We start from the raw sequence: 20828 nt of genomic DNA, 5'->3' as shown, positions 1-20828 counted from the left end.
AGAAAAAGGAATATCCTTCTATTTCTTTTTGATTGTAAAAATTTCCTACCCTTCATATTCCTTATTCCTCCTCATACCAACCAACTATTTATGAGCATTATCCACAATCCTGTTATCTAATTCCACATGAATCGTCTGATCCTTATTATACTCAAAATATATTTTCATTGCATCTTGAAACGTCATGTGCGTTTCTTCCACAAGTTGTACATTTCCTTTTTTAGTTGCTTCATCATAATAATTCAACATCACATATCCATCACCATTGCTTTCAGCATAGCCCTGTTTTCCTGCCATATAATCAGTCACGGCCACTGTATAGAACTGATTGCGTTGAATCGCTGTTCCATCATGCAATACCACAGACTGCAGACGACTTCCAACTGGTTTAGAACTATCAAATGTATAATGAATACCAGATACTTGTAAAAATCTTCCTCCTGGGAATTCATCCGTATAAGTGGTTAAACTATTTTCTAGCATCTTCCAGATATCTTCACCTGTGACTTTCAGCACGACAATTTGATCATCAAAAGGGCACACCGCACGTAAATCTTCTCCATAGACATCCCCTTGGTACAAACTTGAGCGAATAGCACCCCCATTGGCAACTGCAATATCTGCATGAGACGCTAATTTGATACTGTTCGTGATGAAATTTCCAAGTTTGGTTTCACCTTTTCTAACATTATAATTTTCTAACAATAAGTCATTATCAAGAAAACCTACGTTTGATAAATCATACTCTGCATCTTTAGAACCATATAAATAGTACTTATCCACTGCTTGCAAAATTTCCGTTACACTGCTAGCTTTTTCAAAAACCTTTCTTGCCTGCATTCCCAAATATTCAATGAGACTATCAGGAAATTGTACATTATATACATATCCCTCTTCGATATATTCAGCAATTCCTTTAGGCATATTATCTTTATTATTCTCATCATTTTTCAAATAAGAATACTCACTTTTTAAGTCACTCATGATTGCTTTTTGCCCCTTTTCGGTTGATAAAAGTTCAATCACCTTTTTACTTGCTTCTTTTTTCTCATCAGAGATTGCAGCATTGATACCAACATATCCAATAGGAGAATACATGACCCAAGGATGATTTCCTTCATCAGATAACAAAGGTAGCATTCGATATTCATATGCCTCTGCTTTCCCTGCTTCAACATTTGCTTCATTTTCTTCGACAATCTGCATCATTAAATTTGAACTTCCAAACGCTGCGGCTAAATTTCCTGAACCCATTCTTTCTGGAATTAAGATACTATTTCGTTTTAAAGCAATCGCATCTGGTTCCAATACTTTGGCAGACATCAAGGAATTAGAGAAGGTAAATGCTTTTTCAAACGTTCCTGTAAAGGTACTTTCTTTTCTTTCTAGTGCTGCAAGCCACTTCACGCCCTCAACCGTCCCAAGGAAATCAGGGACCATGGCACCTACAAAAAACATCCCTAGACTTGTATTATAATCGCTTTCCATACTAAAGTTAATGCCATCCTCCCCTACACCTAAGCCCATTTCTTTTAGTGTAGTTAAGGCAGTTTCTAATTCTTTTAATGATGTAGGAAAGGCAAGACCTGCTTTCCTAAATAATGTTTCATTAATAATATAACTATAATAAGTTCCTGGTAGTGGCAGCATATAATTTTTTCCATCTACCATCAATTTTGAAGTAACAGTACTATCATATTGACTACTAGCCAAGGTATCGCTGAGATCGAGCAAATAAGTTTGCATATTTTCAAAATTTGGTTGACTAGAGATCACAATATCTGGTCCTACACCTTTTGCTAATTTTCTAAATTGCTCACTTAAATAAGGTGTACGTTCATATACAAGTTCAATATCATCATAGGTTTCTTCAACCAATTGCTTAAATTGTTTAAATTCCGTAGAATATAATAATGTAACCTTGGTTTTTTCCTTCTTCCTGCTACATCCATCTAAGGAAATAGAAAAGACCGCAAGCAGTAGCACCATACACCAAATACACCCAATTCGTTTTTTCTTTTTCATTTCCATTCTCCCTTATACCGATGTTTAATTCAACATATCATGCATAAATTCTTTTTAAAAATAATATTTTTTACCATGCTATTTGGCATAAGCTAATGCATGTTGTGCATGGTGGAATAATTCTTCAAATTCGTGATTCTGAAATTGCTAATATAACAAAACGATAAACATACTCAAATTGAATTTCTTTCGACATGACTGCAAAAAACTGATATTCAGTGCGCTTTTATTCCAATAATGCCAATGTTTGACTAGAGGCACTGCTACTATATAACATATTTACAACCATTCTTTTTAAGGTATGCACAGTAATAAAAACCTCTCCATAATCTCTGTGTTCCATAGTGATACAAAGTTTAGGAAAGTTTTTATCATACAATGTCATTTTTAAAAATATCTTGATTCTATTATCATTACTTAAGCAATGACATCATCATAATCTGCTTCCATCAGCATATAGCACTCTTTCAACATCATAAAATTCACCTTTTTCTATCACAGTGAAACGATAATCCATCCTAAAAAATACTAATGATGATACATATTTTTATGATATGAATATATTACAATTATAACAATAACTATTTCGCAAATCAATGATATCTAAGATTCATAATTTCTTTTTCAACCTATGGAAGCGATTTATATCAGGACAAAAAAATTATGGACAACAAACGATATAAAGATTGTTATGAAATAAATACTTAAAAGGATGAAATTATTTTTCAATATTTCATCCTTTTCTTTAGTTATTCTAATGAAAAATTATCTATTTTACCTAACAATAAACAGAGTTGCATTCAAAATCGTTGTAATTAACACTCTACACATAACTGGAATAATATGATTTCACTCTTAATATTGTGATTAATTATGATACAACAAGATTAGAAAACTCTCCCAATTATTATATATTACACTAAAATTAATATCAGTTGATGCCTTTAAATAATACTTTATTTAATCATCTTTTCATCTTCATCAACAATTATTGATCTCCCTTTTTAATATATCTCACACATAACTCAGTAATACCATTTAACATATAGTCACTAGCTTCTTTAATATAATAAAATTCTGGCATAAATTCTTCGGGTATAAAAGAACCTAAAGTGTTTCTAACTTCTTGCATATCAGGAGTCATAGGTGCACTGATAGCCACAGCTTCTGGTCCAATAATAGAAATTGTTAGCAATAATGATTTGGTTACAATTTCTAATGCCCCATGTTGTGTCCAGATTAATTTAGAAACATCATCAGATAACTGCATGCGTCTAATAAAATATTTCAATTCCCCTGCAATACCATTCTTTCCTCTTACTACTTTCCCATTAACCATAATTCCTTGTCCACCCACACCAAAACCAAAAGGCTGAGAATGGAAAATAATATTTTGATTTAAATAAAGTTTAATTTATGACTTTATTTTTTAATCAGATCTCTATTGATTAACAATTTCATAAACACAATTCTCATTATCATTAATTGCATTTACATTCATTTCATCTTTATGTACTTCTTTCCATTCATCTAATGCACTGATGTATGTGATTGAAATTGTTTGATTTCCCTTTTTTAAAACAAAAGTAGACGATATTGTTCCATCATATAATGTCATTTGATATCCATCTTTTTCTAACTCTTTTACATGATTACCAATAATAGATGAAGATGAAAAATCATCACTAAAAAAACAAAATAACAAATGATCTTTCTTTTGTTCAATAATATTCATATCTTTTTTAGACATATTTAATTTCTTTGCTATAGATGCTACACTCGGTATTTCAATAACTTCATTTGTGTCAGAGTCTTTATCTGTTGGATTTGGTTGAACATCTGTCGGACTTGTTTGTGTATCTATCACATCGTTATCTTTTTCTTTTTCCTTATTACATCCAACTAAAACAAACATCGCACACAATAACATAATTATTTTTTTCATAGTTTCCCTCCTTGTATTTCAACAGAGTATTTATACATGAATTATTTCACTAATCTAAACATCAATTTTATAAAATGTTATCTTATTTTCAAATGTCTCAATATACCCTATACTGTTTTTAAAAAACTTTAATGCACTATAATTATATTCAGATAATTTATTATAATTCACATAATAATATTTTGCTTTCTCCACATTATAAACATAATAGTTAATTCCATTATATGCCACAATCTTCCCATTAACCATTTTTCTATAATCACGAATATCAAATCCTGGGGAAACATCCGGAATATCTTGAATACATTTATTTTCAATCATTGAATATATTTTTCCAGTTTGCTCATTTGCTGAATCATAAACATATTCAGAAACCATCATGTGAGTTTCATTTCCAGATACAAATTGAACCTTTTTTGAAACAGGAATAGAATTAGTTACTTTATTTTTTTCAATTGAATAACAATTAATTATTGCATTACCCTCAGTTTCTAATTTCTCATTCTGTAGTGAAATAATTTGATAATATATTATATCCTCAACACCACCACAATACATAATCATCTCACCCTCATATAAATTATTATTAATATTATATTTACATTCACGTTTATCAATTATTTGATTATCAAATGTATCAAAATCAATAGTTTCCAAATAAGTATTAATTTGATTATTCTCTGATGTTGAATAATTTACAAAAATATATTTATCATTAGCATTTATATATGGCATCTTATTTACATTTTTACTCATTAAAATTAATTCATTTCCATATTTATCAATTTTTTTTAATTCAAAAAAAATGACATCATCTTTAAAATATGTTTCACATATATAAAACATATCATCTTTATGCAAAGCATATGATACTGTTAACTGTTTGGAATTAGTATATATGGTTGACTTTATTTTTTTATTACCTAAATCATATGATAGAATTTTAAATTCTTTATCCAAATTACCAAAATATACACAAGCATTATCAAACCCAATTATAAAAGAATTAGATGGTATTAAATTATTATCTATATCTATTTTAGATATATTCAAATTTGTTGGTTGACTTTCAAATGTGAATATATCATTTTGATTATTTATAGTATTAGGAGTAGTATAAACTACCCCTAATATAACAAACATTAATATTACAATTAGTACTTTTTTCATATTGTTAGTAAATTATTGCTTTTCTAGAATGATTATAATTTGCTTTATACAAATCACTAGAATAATACCATCTGTTTCCTAATCCTGGACCATATGGATCAGTAATTCGTACTTTACAATGACCATCTAACGTGTTTAACCCACTTATATTTACAAAATGTCCTGAACTTCTATACGGAAAAGCACTTACACTATTGGTATTTATATCCAATACTGCCGGAATCGTTGTTGAGCAACTATATTTAATTTTAGTAAGCCATTCAGACGATGTTCCAATATTGGCATAAATATAAGGTGCGTTTTGTAATCTATTAAGAAGTGCTTTAATTTTAGTCATATCCGTCCCACTTTGAGTAGTTCCTAATTCTCCAGCATAATACTCCTGAGTTTTAGAACTTTTGTTTCGATAATGAAGGACTTGTTTAACAGTTGCTGGGCCACAATAATAATTATTTTTTTGTTGAAACACAGGTACATCCATTGTTCTTTTTTCTCCATCAGGAGCAGCTCTAAGCATTTCTTTTAATTTTACTTCATTTTGTCTTCTCTCATCTTCTCTTATTTCTTCATCAGTAGGCTTATAAATCTCTGCACCTTCATCGTATGTCAAATCTCCATTAATTTCATCTGCTGCATGAACTAACGTAATAGGACACATAATCACTAACATAGCACATGATAATACAATCTTAATTACTAATTTTTTTCTCATTTTTTCTTCCCTTTCTGTACCATAGATACCCTTTCTTTGATATTAAAAACAATATTTTTTGTCTGTCCCCCTTTCTCTACTATCTTTATTTAACAAATGCTATAACATTTTGTTATCTAATATTTAATAAATACTATTAAAAAATTTAATCACTTTAAAATCAATAAAACATATTCTAACAATTGTGAATACTTTCCATATTTTACAAAACTATTATTTAGTTTTAATTATTATAATTTCAACTCTATCTCTACGCTCATTATATAAAAAGAACTTTATTTTGTAAAGTACTTTTTATATAATTTTTCTTTATTTATGTTGACCATCCCTAAAATAATGTTAGAATTGAAAAGGGAGTGATGTAAATGTATTATAAAAACACAATAAAAAAAATAGAACCTTATATAGATGATTTTAAATATTTCATAATAAAAAGACCATATAAAAAAATATATATAACAATAGGAATTTTTATTGCTGCTCTTATTCTTTCTAATTTAATATTAACTATATATATGTATAATCAAGGATTTAATGAAATAAACTTTATCATTATATTCTCAAATATCATTTACTTCTTTAATCATTATACTATTTATATATTATTTCTTTTGTTGTTGATGTATTTGGATCGTAGATATGTTCAAAAACTTTAATGATATACCCAAGATATTTGAATCAAAAACTCGCATTCAAATATTATCATCGTTATATGTATCAAATTTGACATATTCTTCACTAAAAGAATTATGTAACTGTTCAGATGGTAAATTAGCCGGACATATAAAAATTTTAATACATGGACAATATATTACACAAACAAAAGAATTTATAAACAATAATCCTAGAACAACTTATGAAATTACTGATTATGGTAAAAATCAATTAGAAAATTATATTAATTTTTTAAAAAAAATCATTTAAAGAAAAAGGGCTGATGCCCTTATCTATCATTTACTCCCATCAAGTTTCTACTTATAGGCATGTAAGATTTATTACACTTTTCCACCGCATATAACATTTCTGTCAACAGTTTGTACTTCATGACACTTGGTAGTGACTCTTGATTAAATAGACACTAGTTAGATATATGTAATGTTCAATTCACATTCATATCCCTCTCTATAAGATTAGCGCATACCGATTTATTAACAGAAATCTTCACTTATAAAGCCTAACAGCCGCAACTCCTTTACCAGATAGCCCTTAGAAGGCTTTTTCTTTTCGCCTTCTTTTACCGGCTTACCCATAAGCAGATCTATAAACTCCTTCGTACTCATTTAATCATATAACCAGTCTTCCTGCAATTGATTCTGGATATATTCCTCTATAATCTTATCGTTTTTACCTATGATGTCTACAAACCTTTTTCATCCTAAAATGTCTATTTCCAAACTTATGCTTCAAATTTACATATCAATCAAATATCGTCAATGTTGACTTTGATTTCAACTGCCCCATAAATTCTGAAACTACATATTTGGGTGGTATTTCCAGTAACATATGAATATGGTTCGAACATACATGTCCTTTTATCTGTTTGACATCTGGTTTTTTATCAATTAACATCACCAAGATTTAAACGATATCCTTTTTTAATCTATTATATATGATATAATTAATCTTCTGTACTTGGAACGATTTCAATATGATATTTAAATCTATACAATGTGTTACAAACTATTTATCTCTTTCATTAGATTACCTCCTTTGATTTGATATTTAGCCATCATGCTAAATATATCTTATCATTGAAGACTTTTTCATAATGATTAGTCTAAAAAACTGCCATGCAAATAACACATGATATATTTAAAAAGAGCAAAACATCATATGCTTAAGGTTTTTTTATTAAATTAAATATTTTATAGAAAAATTTTATCTTTTATATTATAATATAATCATAAAAAGTACTTTTTAAAAAAAAGGAGAAATATTAATATATGGATAAACACAAAGATATGCTTAATATCATTGAACAGACAATCAATGATACGAAATACATTAAAGATTCATATCAGCCATTTTTAGGAATTTATAAGATATTAAAATATTGGTTATTACTATATACATTTAGTATTTTATCTTTCTTTTGTATTGATAAAATAAATATGAATTTAGAGTTATATAATTATTCTTCGTTTTATACAATTTATAATTTATATCGTATTATTCTTTGTATAGCCATTCCCACAATACTATTACTTTGTATTTTAAAATCCAATATATCTTTAAAAGAACGAAAATTTTTGAAAATATGGTTAATTTTTCCAGTCTTTTTATGTTTGGATAATTGTTTAGCAAGTATCACTTCATTTTTAAATGCAGAAGTCATGATTTCTTTTTATCAGTCTTTACCAATATCATGTATCATTAATATTATTTCTCTATTATATTTTTATTATTATTTCAAACAAAAAAAACTCATCATTTTAGCCTTTATATATGCAATATATTGTAGTTGTTCATTTTATTTTTTATCTATTTATTTTAATTTAACTGAAATAAATATTTTTTATACCAATCTTTTTACTATTTTAAATTTTTTACAGACATATAAAATAGTTGAACTCCTGACCCTTTTTATTACTATCGTTCTTTTAAGGAGAAACCGTCAAGAATTATATGAAAGATAAAATTATTGATTCTTCTAAAGTTTTCGAATCAATTATCAGAGTTCAGATGTTATCTAGTTTATATGTTTCAGAACTTACCTACAACGAATTAAAAGAAATATGTAATTGTAGTGATGGGAATATGGCGACTCACACTAAAAAATTACTAGCCGAGGAGTTTATAATTACTAAAAAAGAATTTGTTAATAATAAACCACAGACCACCTACATTTTAACGGAAAAAGGAAAAAGAGAATTTTTAAATTATGTAAAATTATTAAACAGTTTAGTAAATCAGGAGAAGGAAGAAAAATGAAAAAAGTTTTTATTATAGCAAGTTTATTTATATCAATTTTATTGAATACAAATTCAGTATCAGCATTTTCAAAAAATTTTGAAAATTCACTTGATCCTTATTTAAATAAAATCAAGGAAATAAATGATACATACGGGTCAAATTATTATATTTTAAGTAGTAATGAATTTTATACTAGTGAAATTAAAGTTAATTTTGAATCAGATTATGATAAATATATCCATTTTATTACATCTCAAGATATTGATGTTTTTGGCCAAAACTTAATAAATGAATTAAAGTACACTATAAAAGATACCTATGAAATTAAATTAGATAATTTCACTCGATCTTCATACGGTTCTAAGACAGTAGCATTTTTTAATGGGAATAATAAAATGACTTTAAATTATAAATACAGTGGCTCTACTTTTGATACAAGTTATAAACCAACAGCAACTGTATCTAAAATCAATAGTATAATGTTTTTCGAAATGAGTAGTTATTCAGGTAAATTCATGAATTCTAATAAAACATATAGTGTATTAGCCAAAGGTCGTGTAATAACAACTACAGGTATTGCTAATAATAAGTCATATACTGTTAATTTTAATTTATAAGTTTGTTAATCCACAATAAGTTGAGGTATATATTTTTTAGGGTCTAAAATTATTTAGGGTGATTGCCACCCCATAAATTGTAAAGGAGAAATTGCTTAATACAATTTCTCCTTTATTTATTTTCATCAACAATTATTGATTTCCCTTTTTAATATATCTCACACATAACTCAGTAATACCATTTAACATATAATCACTGGCTTCTTTAATATAATAAAAATCTGGCATAAATTCTTCGGGTATAAAAGAACCTAAAGTGTTTCTAACTTCTTGCATATCAGGAGTCATAGGTGCACTGATAGCCACAGCTTCTGGTCCAATAATAGAAATTGTTGGCAATAATGATTTGGTTACAATTTCTAATGCCCCATGTTGTGTCCAGATTAATTTAGAAACATCATCAGATAACTGCATGCGTCTAATAAAATATTTCAATTCCCCTGCAATACCATTCTTTCCTCTTACTACTTTTCCATTCACCATAATTCCTTGTCCACCCACACCAAAACCAAAAGGCTGAGAATGGAAAATAATATTTTGATATTCTGGATGTTCTAATGAAAAACCAACAACAGCAGCATTGGCATTATTATAAACAAAAACATCAATATGATATTTATCTTCAAAGTCCTTTTTGATATCAATTGTTTCACCGTGAACTGGACTCTTTAATTGTTTATAGTCTTCAACAATACCTGGTGTCGCAATACCAATCATATCAATAAAAGAATGTTTTAATAATACTGTATCAATAACATCATAAAGATCATAAATATTCATTGAAGGTTTAATAATAACATGACTATCGATAATCTCACATTTATCTTGTAATTGATAATAAATACGGGTTTGTTCTTTATTTGTTAAAATAACAATTGATAAAATACGTTTTTCATATTGAACACAATGAACACATTTCTTTTCTTTTGGTTCTTGATCTTGATGAAATTTTTCTAATTCATTTTGTATAAATTTTAATGCTGATAAAGCATCATAGGCAGCAAAAACTGCTGTTGGAATTTGTAAGATAGGTTTATCTGGTAAACTTTCTTGTAATCGTTTTAACATATAACCAATTTGTGGAGCAATTAAGATCATATCATAATTTTCTGCTTCTTCATAAATACTTAAATAAGAAACAGCATTAAATTGATAATCTAAACCTAACATTTCTGCTGTTGAATTTAAGTTTTCTGCAAACATAGATGTTGTTAAACCAGCAGAACATGATAATAATACACGTAATGTCTTTTGATCTTTAAGACCAACTAATGTTTCTACCATTTCATTATAGAGTTGTTTTGCATGTTCTTCATCATTGAGTTCAAAATGAAGATAAAATTTGGTAGCGTGATCTTTTTGAGAAATAATCTGAAATTCTACAATTGTATTGTTATCTATTTCTATAAATAAAATAGATGCCTCTGCACAGTCAGTTATCAGTTTAATCAGATGATCATCTTCCAAAACAATTTGATAATCATTTGTTTGCTGTTGTTGTATCCATGTTTTAAAATCAAATACTCTATTATCTTCGCTCATTTCTATTCCCCTTTTCTGATGATATTCATTCATAATATGATGTTTATTTCAGTTTTATTTTAACATTCCCAAATAGAAACATCAAACAAAAGTCATGATGCAAATTGATTATATCTTTACTCATCATAAATAATATATGTACTCAAAAAGTTAACATATATTATTAAGGAGAATATCTTCTTCTATTTGCTAAATCACATTAAATATTAATTGTTCATCATTAGAATTATTTTTTCCCTAATCATCTATATTTTAAGTACTGATAAGCATATACTTATCATAATAGAAAAATTTTTAAGTGAAATTATTAAAAACAAATGACCAAATATAAACATAAATGTGTTTTCATTTGGTCATCAAAATTATTTTATATCTTTTCTTTTCCACAATAAGTGGACAAATATGACTTCAATAAGAAATGTAACACTCATCCCAACAGTAACATCTGTTAAAAAATGTGCACCCATAATAATTCTTGAAAAAGCAACTGTTAAAGTCAACATGATTCCAATAAAAGATAATAAGTTTTCTTTTCCCTTTAGTTTTTGACAAATAACAGGCAGGACTCCTAACATCATTGCACAAGCAGCATTTGCACTATGTCCTGAAGGAAATGATTTAAATTCTTCAGCAGCAATTCCTAAACTCATTAAATGATCTTTCATACTACTACCAATCACCCACCATGGTTGAAAGACTTGATTTTGTGCTGTAATCATACGCATTCTAGGTCGTCCCCATGGAATTTTAATAACATTGATAATAATGATTTCTAAAAACATAACACCAAGAAATAAAATAATAACTTTTTTTACTTGCTCTCGATTGGCATTTTGGGTTAATTTCCACATGATAAAATCAATAACACCAACAATAATCACTGCAATCATGACACTTAAAACAATAGACATATGAGGAATATATAACATTGGATCCATTGTAATCCCCATAATTGCAAAAATATTGAACAAGATCCCAAATAGATAACTCAAAATAACAACAATTTTCTTTTGACCTTTAGAAATCTTGATAAGTAACATCCCAGCAACACTCACACATAACATAGCAGGCAATTGTCCATAACTTGCCAATAACATTCCAAATAAACTATCTATACTGAATAACTGCGTAGAAATTTGAAAATCAAAGAATGAACCTATAACCATCAAAATACATAACAAGCCACCAATCAAAAGACAATTTCTTTTTTCAAATATTTTCATCTTTAACTCCTTATTTCAATAAAATCATTCTGATGGATACATCATTAAAAAACGATATAAAGCCCCAATTAAATTAGAGTCATTATAATAACAACAATTTTCAATATAAGCATGAGGAATATCAAAAGGAATATTTTCATAAATCTTATTTAATTCTTCTTGAATCTTTTCAATTAAAATGGGTTGTTGACTAATGCCACCACCAATCAATATCTTCTGTGGATCTAAAATACATTGTAAATTATAAATTCCAGTAGCCAAGTTCTGCGCTAAAGTTTGTAAAGCAGCGCAAGCATCTTGATCTAATTGTTCAATTAACCCAAAAATACGATAACCATCTAATTGACTCATCTCTAAGTTTTTTCGCCGTGCAACATCCATAATCAAAGCTGTTGTACTGCCTTTAACAGCCCAGGCATTTTCCATAAAAGAAGTACCTTCACCCTGATAAATATAGGAAAATTCACCTGCAAAAAGATGCTCTCCTTTCCATAGCTGACAATCCTTAATAATTCCACCACCTAATCCACTTCCCACAACAATCACAATACCATTTTGACAATCTTTCAAATGTCCTTTCCAGACTTCTGCTAAAGCTGCACTTTTCCCATCATTTTCAATCGCAATTGGCAATTGAGTAAAACGATGCATTTCATTGACTAGATTGATATTTTCATTATATAACAATCCACCAGGTGCATAAATTTGCCCAAGCTCTGAATCAATTGTGCCAGGTAAACTCAAAGCCATTCCATCTATTTCATTTTGATATTTCTCATAAATCGTCTGTAAAATAGTTAGAAAATGTTCAAAATGATCATGAGGAGTCACTTCTTTACCTTTCTCATAAATATGGGCATCATTATCCATCAAAGCATATTTAATAGCACTTGCACCAACATCAAACACTAATTTTTTCATATCTCTCTCCTATTTACTATGTTCAATAATGAATTTTCCCATTTCTAGGGCACAATCTTCACTTTGTGGATAAACACCAATATTATCGCCATAAGCATGTCCCATTCCTTTATAAACAACAGTCTTTGTTTCCACACCTGCTTCAACTAATTTTTTAGCATAAGCCATACACTCTATATAAAGGAAATCATGTTCTCCAACAGTTAAAAAAGTTGGTGGTAAATTTCTTAAATCCATAAGATAAGGCGTTAAATAATGATTTGTGATATCTTCTGTACCCAAAATATCACCTAACATACTGCTCATTCCATTATCTCCTCCCATCATTGATAAAGAGGCTTCAATCACCTTACGATGTTTGGGATGAATTTGATAACGCTCTAAACTCCAATGTGAATCCTCATCATCAATCCCTGCCATATTCACAGTTGGATATAACAATAATTGACCTTTAACCATATGACTTTCATCTTCTTTATCACGTGTTGTACAATATTGTGTTAAATTTCCACCTGCACTATCTCCAGCAACAAATATATGATGAATATCTCCACCATAATCTTCAATATGCTGATACACCCATTTCAATCCTTCATAACAATCCTCATGTCCTTTGGGATAAGGATTTTCTGGTGCCAAACGATAATCAATAGACACAGCTACAATATTAAATTTCTCTACAATCATTTTAACAAGTTGATCAACAACACCCATATGTCCAGCAAAGAAACCACCACCATGAATATAATAAAGAACTGGCATATTTTCTCTACGTTCAATTGGTAAATAAATTTGAATTGGAATGTCATTATCATCTAATCCCTTGATTGTTTGTGGCAAGACTTCTATTTGATCGGATGCTATTGGTTCACTTTTTACCCCATTAAACATGCCTCTTAAACGTTCAATTGATTTTGGTGAAGTATTCATCTTCATAAGACTCTTTGGCATAAACCTCATCATTGTTGCCATTTTCTTATTATCATGATATAAACGTGGATCCATCATCCCTTCTTCATCACAATCAGGAATAGGCTTCATTAAAACATGAACTCCATTGATACAGACTTCCTTTTGTTTTTGTTGAATTTGATTCAACAATTCATCACTATATTTTTTACTCATAATCATTCCTCCTGCATCTATTATATATAAAAACGCTTTCATAAAGTTGTTTTTAATTGACAAAAAAATGTCAATTTCTTGACATTTTCTTACGATATTGAAGTGGTGTGAAATGATAAGTCTCACTAAATAACTTAATAAAAGATTTGACATTTAAAAAACCATGAAGTCTTGCAATATCTTGAATTGACATATCACTATTGATAATATCATCATATGCTTTATACAGTCGATACGAAGATAAATAATCTCTAAATGTCTTTCCAACATAATGATGGAACTGTCTAGAAAAATATTCTTTGCTCATATAAAATGAATCCGCCATATCACTTAAAGATAAAGGTTCTTGATAATGCTCATGTAAGTAAGTTAATATTTCTTTAATTTGTTCTTGATTCTTTGAAGATTTGGTTCTTCTATATTGCTTTTCTACCTTATATTCTCTTAACAATAAAGCAAATATTTCAAATAAGCATGCTGTGATATCTAAATAAGTATACTTATCCTGGTTTAAATACAATTCTTCTAAACGATGATAAAGATTTTTTAAATCACTATGGTCTTTTTTTAACGAGAGATCAAAAGAGGTATGATCAATATCTGGATAATATTGTTTCATAAAATCATAGGAAATCAAAACAATTAAACAATGGGGATTTTCTCTAATTGTTTGTGCACGTAAAGAATGAACAACACCACTATTGACACATGTAAAATCATTATCAATAACATATTCTTTTTCACCAATCTGTAAAACAACTTCAGCATTTTCTAATAAAGAGATTTCTAAACTACGATGCCAATGTGATGGAATAAAGACATCATAGGGAAAATAGTTTTCAATAAAAGACCCATCTAAACTTGCAATCATAGCTGGAATCTGGTTTTCTAATTTTACATTTTCGTGATAGTAATTTGCCATTGGTATTCACCTCATATTTTATTATAGCACGATGAATATTTTAAAACAGCACTAAAGATAGCCTTCTTCTATCTCATATGAAAGTTAATAGAAATCTTTGAATTTTCTTTATTAATCTTTAGGGATTGTGTAATATAAGAGATAGATGAATGAAAAAGGAGAGATAAAGCGTGTTAAAAGCAGTTATATTTGATATGGATGGATTAATGGTTGATACAGAAGTGATATCATTTCAATGTTATAAAGATATCATAGAAAGTTATCATTTTCCCTTTACACTTGATGAATATATTCAAAGTTATCCGGGCAGACCCTTGCATACTTCTATTCAATTTATTAAAGAACATTATCAACTTGATTTTCAAGTGGAAGAAAAAATTCAGCTTTTTAAATCATTAGAAGAAAAATATATGAAAAAGGATGGTGTTCAATTAAAAAAGGGATTACTGCCATTACTTCAATATCTTCAAGATCATCATATTCAAACTATTGTTGCGACTTCAAGTATTCGTGAGCGAGCTGATCAAATTCTAAATAGTCACAATATTATGAAATATTTTGATGATATTGTTTGTGGAAATGAGGTCAAAAATGGCAAACCCTTTCCTGATATCTTTTTAAAAGCCTGTGAAAAACTTGATGTTCAAACCTGTAATGCACTTGTACTTGAAGATAGTGAAGCAGGGATCCAAGCTGCTTATGATGCTCAAATTCCAGTTATCTGCATTCCTGATATGAAATATCCACATGAGAAATACATCCAAAAAGTGGAACATATTTATACTTCATTAGAAGATGTCATTTCTTATCTAGAAAACCACATTTAGTGGTTTTTATTTTTCAAAAAAAGAAAAAGAAATCAACTGATAGTAAAAATAATTATAATAAAAGAGATGAGGGGGGAAATCATTATGGAAAATAAAAAATCCATTGATATGTTGAATGGATCAATCGTTAATAAATTATTGCTGTTTGCACTACCTTTAGCTGCAAGTAGTATTTTGCAACAGTTATTTAATGCTGCTGATGTGGCTGTGGTTGGGAATTTTGCTGGTGGAGAGGCTTTGGCAGCTGTTGGTGCAAATGGTTCAGTCATTAATTTATTAGTCAATTTATTTGTTGGTTTGTCAATTGGAACCAATGTTGTTGTGGCTTCATTTATTGGACAAAAAGACGATAAAAGAACAAGTCAGGCTGTTCATACATCACTATTATTATCTTTTATAAGTGGGGTAGTCTTGCTGGTTGTTGGTGTATTATTTGCACGTCCCATTTTAGAGATTATGTCAACACCTGAAGATATTATTGATTTAGCAACACTCTATCTGCAAATCTATTTTGCTGGTATGCCTTTTATTATGTTATATAATTTTACTTCGGCTATATTACGTAGCAAAGGGGATACCAAAAGACCATTATTATCATTACTTGTTTCTGGAACAATTAATATTATTTTAAATCTCTTTTTTGTGATTGTTTGTCATATGAGTGTTGAAGGAGTTGCTATAGCAACTGTTATCTCTAATGTGATAAGTTCATTGATGTTAGTTTACTTTTTAATGCATGAAACTGATGCTTTAAAAGTTGATTTCAAATCATTGCATATACATAAAGATATCCTTATTAAAATTGCAAAAATTGGTGTTCCTGCAGGATTACAGTCGACAGTATTTTCTATTTCCAATGTCATTATTCAAATTGCTTTAAATGATTTAGGCTCAGCTGCTGTAGCAGCAAGTGCAGCAGCGCTTAATTATGAATACTTTACTTATTTTGTGATTAGTGCTTTTAGTCAAGCCGCAGTGACTTTTATTGGACAAAACTATGCTGCTCATCAGTATGAGCGATGTCAAAAAATCACAAAATGGACATTATTATTAAGTAGTTTATCAACACTTGCTGTAAGTTTTATTTTTATTATTCTACATGTTGTTTGTATTGGCTTTTTTACATCTGATCTTGAAATTGCTAAACTGGCTTATACAAGAATGTATATTGTTCTCTCTTTCCAAATTATTAATATGGTTATAGAATTGCTTTCTGGATTCTTAAGAGGTATTGGTTATTCGAGTATTCCTGCCCTTGTTTGTGTTCTTGGAATATGTGGAACGAGAATTATTTATATCTATACGATTTATCCTTCCATTGCTTCTTATAATCATTTATTAATGATTTATCCTATCAGTTGGATAATAACAGCATTAGCTCTTACTTTCATCTATATGATTATTCACAAAAGAGCTTATCTCATCAATAAGTCTTAGCATAATTGCTAAGACTTATTTGTTATCTTCTTTTTGTAATTGAGATAATATCTGATATAGTTCTTCAACCCGTACTGGTTTTACCAAATAACCATTCATTCCAACTTCTCTTGCTAATCTTTTATCTTCTTCAAAAGCATTAGCACTCATTGCAATAATTGCAATATCTTTTCGCTCATCTGGCAATGAACGAATTCGATATGTTGCCTCTAATCCATCCATAATAGGCATACGAATATCCATCAAAATAGTATAATATTCATAAGGTTCATGTTGTTGAACCATTTCAACTGCTTCTTGACCATTTTTAGCCACATCTACAATCATTCCCTGCATTTCCAGCAATTCTTTTGCAATTTCCATATTTAATTCATTATCTTCAACCAATAAAATCTTCTGTCCTTTCAGATGATATTCAGTTTCAATATGTTCATTCTTCTCAAAATGTGAATAAACATTTCCTAATGTTTCATAAATATTAGAAGTAAACAATGGTTTGGTTATAAAAGCATTCGCTCCTGCCTCAATTGCTTCTTTTTCTATACTACTCCAATCATAAGCTGAAATAATAATAATCATTGTATCAGGTCCAACTAATTGACGTATTCTTCTTGTTGTTTCTAAACCATCCATTTCTGGCATTTTCCAATCTATCATAGCAACATCAAATAACTCATTTTTTTGTAAATGTACCATCACAGCTTCAATCGCTTTCATGCCAGAATCAACCCATAAACAAGTAGCACCTATCTCTTGTAAAATAAGACTTGTCTGTTCACCAACAATCTCATCATCATCCACAATTAAAACATTTAAATCTTTAAGCAATTCCTGTTGTTTTCTTTTTTCTTCTTGCTGATAATCTACAGATACCATCTGAAAAGGTAATGTCACAATAAACTCTGCCCCTTTTCCCTTTTCACTCTTTACTTCAATATGACCATTCATTAACTGAACTAAATTATAAACAATTGATAATCCTAATCCACTCCCAGTTTTATTACGAGCAGTATCATTTTTTTCCTGTTCAAAAGGATCAAAGAGTTTCTTCATAAATTCTGAAGAAATTCCTATTCCATCATCTTTAATCGAGAATTTCAAATAAGCATATTCACAACTATGATAATCATCTGTTACATTAACAACAATATGTCCATATGCTGATGTGAATTTTAATGCATTACTCATCAAATTCATAAGTATCTGACGAAGATGTAAGACATCACCAATATATTCATCAGCAATGGGTTCCATTAAATGAAATTCATAATGAATTTGTTTACTAGTTGCTTGTGGGACAATAATAGAATTAAGTTCTTGAATCATATCCATTAAATAAAATCTTTCCATATGAAGACTCATTTTCCCTTGTTCTATTTTAGACATATCTAAAATATCATTAATTAACGCTAATAAATAACGACTAGATGTATCAATTTTTTCTAAACAATGTTGGACACTTTCTTTATCATCACTCTTCATTCTTGCAATTGTTGCCATGCCTATAATTGCATTCATTGGTGTTCGAATATCATGACTCATAGATGATAGGAAATGACTTTTTGCTTCATTTGCTGCATTGGCTCTTGTTAAGGCATCTCTTAATAATTGTTCCTGTCTTAATTGTTCACTTTTTTGATCATCTAAATTTTTAACTAACAAAATAGCCAATTGAGATTCTTCAAAAGGATCATCAACATGAATAATATGAGCAGATTGCCAATGATATTCATGCTGTTCATTCATTTGTAGTAACTCCATATAGACTTCTCTTTCACCACTTTGAAAAAATTGGAGTAAATTATCTCTTTGGAAATTTTGCATAAATTCTGCTTTAAAATCCTGATGTACTCTCATTAAAAAATGATTATAGATTTCATCATATTCTTCATTATCAAGTCGTTGTTCTCCTATTTGATTACGTAATAAAGTGGCAGAATTAAGCGTTAAATCAACATTATAAATTAAAGGATAAGCAATATCTATAGCAGCACGTAAAGATTCCGTTTCAACACGTTGATCTTTTTCAATCTCTAACTGTAATTTCTTTTTCTCAGTAATATCTGTATAAATGGCCTGAATAACATCTTGTCCATCCATATTTATCAGACGTTTCATCAAAACAGATATCCATAATTCTTCTCCATTTTTTTTAAATGTTTTTCTTTCATATGCCACTAAATCTCCATTTAATTGAAGATTATCTAAAATATCAATAATATGTGTTTTATCTGTTTCTAAAACAAACTGTAGAGGACTTTTAATTTGAAGGTGAAAATCCTCTTCATTATATCCATAGATCTCCCATGCTTGTCGATTAGACATTAAAAGGCGATGTTGACAATCAACAGAAAATTGAATAATTCCACATGGTAATGTATTAAACAACTCTAACATAAACTCAGCTTGTCGTTCAATATCACGATTTGCTTTTTCATAAAGTAATTCTTTTTCTTTTCGTTCTGTAATATCACTTATAAAACAATAAATTTCATCTTTTCCAAATTGATTTTTAAATATTTTTCCAATATTCAACACCCATATCAATCGATGATCCTTTCTTCTTAACCGATATTCAACCATTAAATTTCTATTATGATGAATACAATCTTCAACTGCTTTTTTTATCTTAGGAATATCTTCCTGATAAATCAATTGTGAGGTATCTCCATGACAATAATCCATAAAATCCTTTTGATTTTGGAACCCTAACATTTCACATTCTGTTTGAGAAATCCATTTGGTTGTCAATTGATCATCTATATAACATATCGTTGTTCCTCCAGGAAGTTGAGATAGCATTAATTCAATTTGATTATCTCTCTCTTTTAATTCATTTTGTAATTCCTGAAAACGTTGTTTTCCATATTGAATAGGAAAAAGTTTTTCATCTTCCATTCCTTCATAAGCAATGGAATGATGAAGATGCTTAATTTTAAATCCATCCTCTCCTTTATGAAAAACAAAAGTTACACGCTGGAACTCATGAATTCTAACTTCATTATCTGGATATGTATCCATATAAGCATATCCCTGACAAATAGCATCATAATCATTTAATATAATAACATCATAATTTTCATCAGTAAAAAGACATGGCGACAAATCATCTTTCCCTTCAATAAAAAAGCGAGCTACATTTGCCTTACCAGTTGCAATTTGAGATCTGCCAGAACCCAGCCATATAATATCGTCACTCATTGCATTAATTAATGGTTCAATATTATTATCCATAAAAAAAGTATGCATAATATAAGTTGCAAAACAAATCACTTCTTCTTTACTTTCAATCATTGTTAACCATCCTTTCTACTACAAAATTAAATCACCTTATTTTAATAATTATATCAATTATTTCTTGAAAACAAAAGAAAACTCTTATCCTTACCAAGAAATGTTTTCATAATAAAAAGCGTCCAATACCTAAGAATATCATGACGCTTTTTAAT

General features: G+C 28.9%; 17 protein-coding genes and 1 pseudogene. 6 read left to right on the top strand and 12 right to left on the bottom strand.

Annotated elements, in window-relative coordinates; translation table 11 throughout:
* Window positions 1-84: 84 nt before the first annotated feature.
* The 5 genes from BN1865_RS16645 to BN1865_RS16625 all read right to left on the bottom strand — a co-directional run bounded on the left by BN1865_RS16645 (window position 85) and on the right by BN1865_RS16625 (window position 5852).
* Entirely contained in the window at window positions 85-1989 is a 1905-nt protein-coding gene (locus BN1865_RS16645; protein WP_198527297.1) for an extracellular solute-binding protein, read from the bottom strand.
* Window positions 1990-3013: 1024 nt separating this feature from the next.
* Window positions 3014-3364 carry a hypothetical protein gene (locus BN1865_RS16640; RefSeq protein WP_050638375.1) on the bottom strand — a complete coding sequence of 117 codons (351 nt, stop codon included), beginning with the start codon at window positions 3362-3364 and terminating at the stop codon, window positions 3014-3016.
* A gap of 102 nt (window positions 3365-3466) precedes the next feature.
* On the bottom strand, window positions 3467-3970 hold the full coding sequence (locus BN1865_RS16635; RefSeq protein ID WP_050638374.1) for a membrane lipoprotein lipid attachment site-containing protein: 504 nt from the start codon (window positions 3968-3970) through the stop codon (window positions 3467-3469).
* A 54-nt stretch (window positions 3971-4024) separates the two neighbouring features.
* The gene (locus BN1865_RS16630) at window positions 4025-5140 is read right to left on the bottom strand and encodes a hypothetical protein (RefSeq protein ID WP_157844146.1); all 1116 of its coding nucleotides are present in this window, start codon (window positions 5138-5140) and stop codon (window positions 4025-4027) included.
* Between the two features lie 4 nt (window positions 5141-5144).
* A complete protein-coding gene (locus BN1865_RS16625) occupies window positions 5145-5852 on the bottom strand; it encodes a C39 family peptidase (RefSeq protein WP_050638372.1) in 708 nt (235 codons plus the stop codon).
* A 639-nt stretch (window positions 5853-6491) separates the two neighbouring features.
* Between BN1865_RS16625 and BN1865_RS16615 the strand changes: the two genes are divergently transcribed.
* A complete protein-coding gene (locus BN1865_RS16615; RefSeq protein WP_050638370.1) occupies window positions 6492-6776 on the top strand; it encodes a transcriptional regulator in 285 nt (94 codons plus the stop codon).
* 224 nt (window positions 6777-7000) lie between these two features.
* Here BN1865_RS16615 and tnpA read toward each other — a convergent pair.
* Window positions 7001-7549 (bottom strand): annotated as a pseudogene (gene tnpA / locus BN1865_RS19120) (IS200/IS605 family transposase).
* Window positions 7550-7795: 246 nt separating this feature from the next.
* Between tnpA and BN1865_RS16610 the strand changes: the two are divergent.
* From BN1865_RS16610 to BN1865_RS16600, 3 genes are read left to right on the top strand one after another with little or no spacing between them, the layout of a single operon-like run.
* Window positions 7796-8488, top strand: coding sequence for a hypothetical protein (locus tag BN1865_RS16610; protein ID WP_050638369.1), 693 nt, complete (start codon window positions 7796-7798; stop codon window positions 8486-8488).
* Window positions 8478-8783, top strand: a complete 306-nt coding sequence (locus BN1865_RS16605; RefSeq protein WP_050638368.1) for a transcriptional regulator — start codon at window positions 8478-8480, stop codon at window positions 8781-8783. Before BN1865_RS16610 ends, BN1865_RS16605 begins: the two co-directional genes overlap by 11 nt.
* A complete protein-coding gene (locus tag BN1865_RS16600) occupies window positions 8780-9382 on the top strand; it encodes a hypothetical protein (protein WP_050638367.1) in 603 nt (200 codons plus the stop codon). The genes BN1865_RS16605 and BN1865_RS16600 overlap by 4 nt, the downstream gene beginning before the upstream one ends.
* A gap of 132 nt (window positions 9383-9514) precedes the next feature.
* Here the strand turns inward: BN1865_RS16600 and BN1865_RS16595 are convergent, their stop codons facing one another.
* The 5 genes from BN1865_RS16595 to BN1865_RS16575 form a co-directional block, all read right to left on the bottom strand.
* The gene (locus BN1865_RS16595) at window positions 9515-10924 is read right to left on the bottom strand and encodes an ROK family protein (protein WP_050638366.1); all 1410 of its coding nucleotides are present in this window, start codon (window positions 10922-10924) and stop codon (window positions 9515-9517) included.
* Between the two features lie 362 nt (window positions 10925-11286).
* Window positions 11287-12147 (bottom strand): phosphatase PAP2 family protein, encoded by an 861-nt coding sequence (locus BN1865_RS16590; protein WP_050638365.1) that lies wholly within the window; start codon window positions 12145-12147, stop codon window positions 11287-11289.
* Window positions 12148-12171: 24 nt separating this feature from the next.
* The gene (locus tag BN1865_RS16585; protein WP_050638364.1) at window positions 12172-13068 is read right to left on the bottom strand and encodes an ROK family protein; all 897 of its coding nucleotides are present in this window, start codon (window positions 13066-13068) and stop codon (window positions 12172-12174) included.
* Between the two features lie 9 nt (window positions 13069-13077).
* Window positions 13078-14193, bottom strand: coding sequence for an alpha/beta hydrolase (locus BN1865_RS16580; RefSeq protein WP_050638363.1), 1116 nt, complete (start codon window positions 14191-14193; stop codon window positions 13078-13080).
* A gap of 70 nt (window positions 14194-14263) precedes the next feature.
* Window positions 14264-15115: a helix-turn-helix transcriptional regulator gene (locus tag BN1865_RS16575; protein ID WP_050638362.1), complete on the bottom strand. Its 852-nt coding sequence runs from the start codon at window positions 15113-15115 to the stop codon at window positions 14264-14266.
* Window positions 15116-15285: 170 nt separating this feature from the next.
* Here BN1865_RS16575 and BN1865_RS16570 point away from each other — a divergent pair, with 170 nt between their 5' ends.
* Both BN1865_RS16570 and BN1865_RS16565 read left to right on the top strand, forming a co-directional pair.
* A complete protein-coding gene (locus BN1865_RS16570; RefSeq protein WP_050638361.1) occupies window positions 15286-15942 on the top strand; it encodes an HAD family hydrolase in 657 nt (218 codons plus the stop codon).
* Between the two features lie 84 nt (window positions 15943-16026).
* A complete protein-coding gene (locus tag BN1865_RS16565) occupies window positions 16027-17379 on the top strand; it encodes an MATE family efflux transporter (RefSeq protein WP_102134075.1) in 1353 nt (450 codons plus the stop codon).
* A 15-nt stretch (window positions 17380-17394) separates the two neighbouring features.
* Here the strand turns inward: BN1865_RS16565 and BN1865_RS16560 are convergent, their stop codons facing one another.
* Complete coding sequence (locus tag BN1865_RS16560; protein WP_050638359.1) at window positions 17395-20673, bottom strand: response regulator; 3279 nt, start codon at window positions 20671-20673, stop codon at window positions 17395-17397.
* Window positions 20674-20828 lie beyond the last annotated feature (155 nt).

It is taken from the genome of Candidatus Stoquefichus sp. SB1, from assembly GCF_001244545.1.
Taxonomy (GTDB): Bacteria; Bacillota_I; Bacilli_A; order Erysipelotrichales; family Coprobacillaceae; genus Stoquefichus.
The sequence above is the reverse complement of the archived record's forward strand: the minus strand, read 5'-3'. Positions and strand labels throughout refer to the sequence as shown.